The sequence below is a fragment of the Lishizhenia sp. genome, from assembly GCF_033720595.1.
GTDB lineage: Bacteria > Bacteroidota > Bacteroidia > Flavobacteriales_D > Crocinitomicaceae > Lishizhenia.
The window spans coordinates 1-4762 of record NZ_JAWWCF010000202.1; the positions used below are offsets into that span (position 1 = coordinate 1).

Genomic DNA, 4762 nt, shown 5'->3' on the forward strand with positions numbered 1-4762 from the left:
AACGGTTATTGGTAATTAATATAAAATGAGCACTTTTGCATCGCAATTAAAATAAATAACTATGAAAAAATTTTTACTTACAATCGCTTGTTCAGCTGTTGCTGCTTTAACATTTGGACAAAAGGAAATTTCTGCAACTTTAACGTCTCCAGCTAATGGTGATGTAATTACTCAAGGGGTTGCTTTTGATTTCAACTTTACAATTACAAACAACGGTCCTGATGACTTAGTAGTTGAGGACACGGCATTCTTTGCTATTGTTTTAGACAACCAAATTATTACACAAGGAGTTTACTACGCGAACAGACCAGCTTCTCAAGCTACTATCGCTCCAGGTCAGTCTTTTGATGTTGCTACAGACTTCTTTAGCTTCAGTCAACTTTCTGATAACGGAACTCACGACATCTGTGTATACGCTTTATTAGCTGATTCAGATTCTTCTTACAACCTTATTACTGAAACTGACATGACAAACAACATTTCATGTGCATCAGTTCAGTTTGCAGGATCAACTGCAAGTACTACTGAGATTGGAGAAGTAGTGAATGAAATTACTGCATACCCGAACCCAGCTACATCTTCAGTTAACTTTGAAGTTTCTCAAGGAGCTGAGGAAATCGTTATTTACGACGTAAACGGTAAAGCAGTAAGAACTGTTGCAGTTGAAGAAACTGTTGAAACTGTTGACATTTCTAACTTAGAAAACGGAGTTTACTTCTACGCGGTTAGATTCGAAAACGGAGAAATCAAACAAGAGAAATTAGTCGTTAGCAAATAAGCTTAACGCAATACATTAAAAATCCCGATTCATTCATTTGAATCGGGATTTTTTTATGGTCCACTTTTCACAAAAAAATCCCTGCTCAGTTGAACAGGGATTTTCTTTTATAAATAGTTACAAGGATTAATCATCCTCTCTTTTACCGTATTTGCTAGCACCTTCACCTCTAATCTTTCTGATCTTATCCATAAGGTTATTGGTTACCACTTGCTCTTTATTTTCCGTTTCTTCTTTACGCTTTTTAGGAGCAGGAGCTGGTTTACCTTTTCGAGGTTTCGGTTTATATTCATCTGAGTTAAACTTTGCCTTTTTAGAACCATCGTAGATGCTATACTTTCTAAAACTACAAGGTAAAGAACCGTTGTAAAGTTTCAACCTTCTATCTGGACGCAGACCTAAATTTTTAAATCCATCCTCTGAAGAAGAAATTACCCAACAATCATAACCTTTCAGTTCTTGCTTAAACCAATCTCCAAGCTCTTCGTACATACGTTCGATGTTTTCTCCCATACGTTCTCCATATGGAGGATTACTAATGAGCATTCCTTTTGGTGTTGGTCTTTTTACATCTTTAAAGTTCGCAACGCTAAAATCTACATTGGCAACAATGGGTAAAACACCTGCATTTCTTCTTGCCTTTACAATTACTTCACCGTCCAAATCAGAACCATAAATGGTAAAGCCTAAATCTACTGAATTCTTATTGGCCTTAGCATATATCTCTTTCCACGCTTTTTCATCATAAGTTTTCAAACCTTGGAATGCGTAGTATTCTCTTTTTATATTGGCAGGGATGTTCGCGGCCATTAATGCAGCTTCAATCACTAAAGTTCCTGAACCACAGAATGGATCTATCAAGGTAGATTTTTGATCCCAACCTGATAGTTTCAATAATCCTGCAGCCACCACCTCATTTAAAGGTGCTTCACCTGTACCTGTTCTATATCCGCGTTGGAATAAAGGAACTCCTGAAGTATTTAAAGAAAGTGTAACTTGTTTTTCTCTAACATAAAGGTCTATCATTACATCTGGATCTCTTAAATCTACATCAGGTCTTTCCCCTTCTTTCTCTCTAAACACATCTGCAATAGCATCCTTCACCAAAAGAAAAGGAAATTGAGAGTGATTGAATAAAGTTGAGTTTACGGCACCTTTCACTGCAAAGGTGTTGTCCATTGTAAATAATGAAGTCCAATCAATACGCTTCGCACGCTTGTAAATATCTTTCTCTTCAGAAATTCTAAAGCTGTCTAGCTCTACCAAAACTGAGATCGCGCAGCGAAGGTTCAAGTTTAAATCATAAACGGTCTTCCAATCACCTTCTAATTGAACGGCTCTGTTGAGTTCTTTTACATTTTTATAACCTAACTCCTCTATCTCTTGTTTCAGTACTTGCTCTAACCCAAAGAGCGTTTTTACTGTGATTGTTAAATTCTTCATTACTTCTTATTAAAAACATCTTTAACCAAAGGCATGTGCCAATGGCGCCAAACCGCTAAAGTACGGATAATAACGATGACACTCATCGCGATAACCAGTAAAGGCACAGAATTTCCGTATCCTAAATAGGTTCCTACCAAATAGATTCCACCCCCACTAATACAAGCTGTGGCATAAACTTCCTTTCTAAAGACCAAAGGAATATCATTACAAAGCACGTCTCGTATTACACCTCCGAAGGTTGCGGTTATCACACCTAGTAATAGTGCTACAAACGGAAGCTGATCGAATTCCAAACCTTTTTCTAACCCAGCAATTGTAAACAAACTCATCCCCAAAGTGTCAAACACAAAAAAGGTCTTTCTCATTTTTCGAAACGCCTGCTGAAAGAAAATCCCTATGGTAGCGCCCAGCATCACGGTAATAATCAAACTCATAGATGACATCCAAGCAACATTGGTGTTTAACAATAAATCGCGCAATGTACCCCCTCCTAAGGAAGCAATAAAGGCAATGATGTACCCACCAAAAAAATCCATATTTTTCTCCGAGGCAGTTAACACCCCACTAATGGCCAAAAAAAACACTCCGATATGATCTATTACATCTAAAATCACTTTCCGCTATATCTCTAAATTTTCTTCTATTTTTGTACAAATAACACAATTTTTGTTTGAGACACCTAATAGTTTTTTTATTAATCTTCTGCGGACTCATTTCCCAGCAAGCTAAGGCTCAACGCGTAGGTGTAGTTTTGAGCGGAGGGGGAGCTACGGGATTAGCCCACATTGGTGTTCTAGAAGCTCTGGAAGAAGCCAACATTCCTATTGATTTTATTACGGGTACAAGTGCCGGTGCTTTTATCGGAGCCATGTATGCTTCTGGCTATTCTCCAAAACAAATTAAAGCTTTTGTTCTCTCAGAAGAATTCCAAATAATGACGCGTGGGGAGCTCACCACAGATACAGATTTTCTTCTGCGTAAAGACGGCGAAGATGCGAGTATGTTTACCTTCCGTTTAGACACAGATAGTTTATTGAGAAATCCATTGCCTACGAATTTTGTAACGCCTACTTTAATGGATTTCAGAATGCTAGAAACGCTAGGATTGAATTCAGCAAATCATCAGCAAGATTTCGATTCACTTTTCATTCCTTTTCGTTGCGTTGCCTCAGATATCGCCAGTAAAAAAAGTGTAGTATTCCGAACTGGAAACTTGAATGAAGCAGTAAGGGCTTCCATGACTTATCCCTTTTACATCAACCCGATTACTATAGACAGTGTACTTTACTTTGACGGTGGACTTTACAACAATTTCCCCGCAGATGTACTATACCAAGAATTTGATGTCGATTACATTATAGGTAGTAATGTTTCCTACAACGCTGCAGCGCCTACTGAAGATGATATTGTGAGTCAGATCACCAACATGCTTGTTACGCCAACCGTCTTTGATCTACCTTGTACACAAGGGATATTAATAGAACCTCAAACGGGAACCAACACCTTTGAATTCGACAATGTTAAACAAGCCATTGATGCTGGTTACCGAGAAACAAAATTAAAATTAGACAGCATACTGTTGCATGTACATAGAAAAGCATCAAAGACTCAACTTCAATCCAAAAGACAATCTTATTTGAGTAAACAAACACCACTGAACATTAATAAAGTGGTAGCCATTGATAAAAATGGAGATACGCTAGATTATGTTATTCAATCTTTGAAAGGGCCGAACAGTAAACAAAACTTAAATCAAGAACTACTTAAAAAACGTTACTTCAGAGCTTATGCTTCTCCTCAAATAAGTTTTTTATACCCCACGCTCAAGAAGGTCAATGACTCTACCCACGAACTCTTTTTGTACGTAAAAAAAGAAAAGAATTTAAGGTTTGATGTAGGTGGCCACCTATCCTCTAGGGCCGTTAATACTGGGTACTTGGCTGTTTCCTATTCTGGATTACGTAAAACGGGGATTAATGTGCAAGCCTCCTCTTACTTTGGAAAGTTTTATGGTTCAGGAAAAATCAAAACGGTCTTTGACATCCCCGCTAGTTTTCCTTTTCGATTTACCACATATTACGTGAGGAACAGATGGGATTATTTCATCAACTTTGCAACATTTTTCGAGGAAGTTAAACCTTCCTTTCTGATTCAAAATGAAGATTATTACGGTGCTACGTTTAGTTTTCCATTGAGTAATAAACGAACTTTAGACTTTGATTTCAGAGACTTTAGTTTAGAAGACAACTACTATCAAACCGATAATTTCTTAAGCTCAGACACTGCAGATGTTACATTTTTCGATGGTCAGTCTGCAGCAATCATTTTCAACACCAATTCATTAAATAGAAAACAATGGGCCACTGAAGGACATCAACTTTACATTAAGGCACGCTTCGTTTCTGGAAAAGAAAGAAGTGTTTCTGGTTCCACTTCACCTATAGATTACGACTTTAGAAAAAGACACAATTGGTTCAATTTACAAGTAAAAGGAAGTTATTTCCCTGTCCGCACCCAACAGTTCAAATTTGGTTTTAG

4 protein-coding genes are annotated in these 4762 nt (G+C 37.5%); 2 read left to right on the top strand and 2 right to left on the bottom strand.

Translation table 11 applies throughout. From position 1 onward, the window contains the following. The first annotated feature begins 61 nt into the window (after positions 1–61). On the top strand, positions 62–778 hold the full coding sequence (locus R3333_RS12400) for a T9SS type A sorting domain-containing protein (RefSeq protein WP_318959094.1): 717 nt from the start codon (positions 62–64) through the stop codon (positions 776–778). Between the two features lie 126 nt (positions 779–904). Here the strand turns inward: R3333_RS12400 and R3333_RS12405 are convergent, their stop codons facing one another. Together R3333_RS12405 and R3333_RS12410 are read right to left on the bottom strand one after the other, a co-directional pair. Beyond that, the gene (locus R3333_RS12405; protein ID WP_318959095.1) at positions 905–2221 is read right to left on the bottom strand and encodes a THUMP domain-containing class I SAM-dependent RNA methyltransferase; all 1317 of its coding nucleotides are present in this window, start codon (positions 2219–2221) and stop codon (positions 905–907) included. Further along, positions 2221–2838 (bottom strand): trimeric intracellular cation channel family protein, encoded by a 618-nt coding sequence (locus tag R3333_RS12410; RefSeq protein WP_318959096.1) that lies wholly within the window; start codon positions 2836–2838, stop codon positions 2221–2223. The genes R3333_RS12405 and R3333_RS12410 overlap by 1 nt, the downstream gene beginning before the upstream one ends. Before the next feature lie 56 nt (positions 2839–2894). On the opposite strand from R3333_RS12410, the gene R3333_RS12415 reads away from it, so the two are divergent. Next, the coding region (locus tag R3333_RS12415) for a patatin-like phospholipase family protein (RefSeq protein WP_318959097.1) at positions 2895–4762 on the top strand (1868 nt) is incomplete at its 3' end.

Bases quoted from the DNA above. Each gene is read 5' to 3' on its own strand.
- R3333_RS12400 (WP_318959094.1), top strand. From the start codon at position 62: ATGAAAAAATTTTTACTTACAATCGCTTGTTCAGCTGTTGCTGCTTTA.
- R3333_RS12405 (WP_318959095.1), bottom strand. From the start codon at position 2,221: ATGAAGAATTTAACAATCACAGTAAAAACGCTCTTTGGGTTAGAGCAA.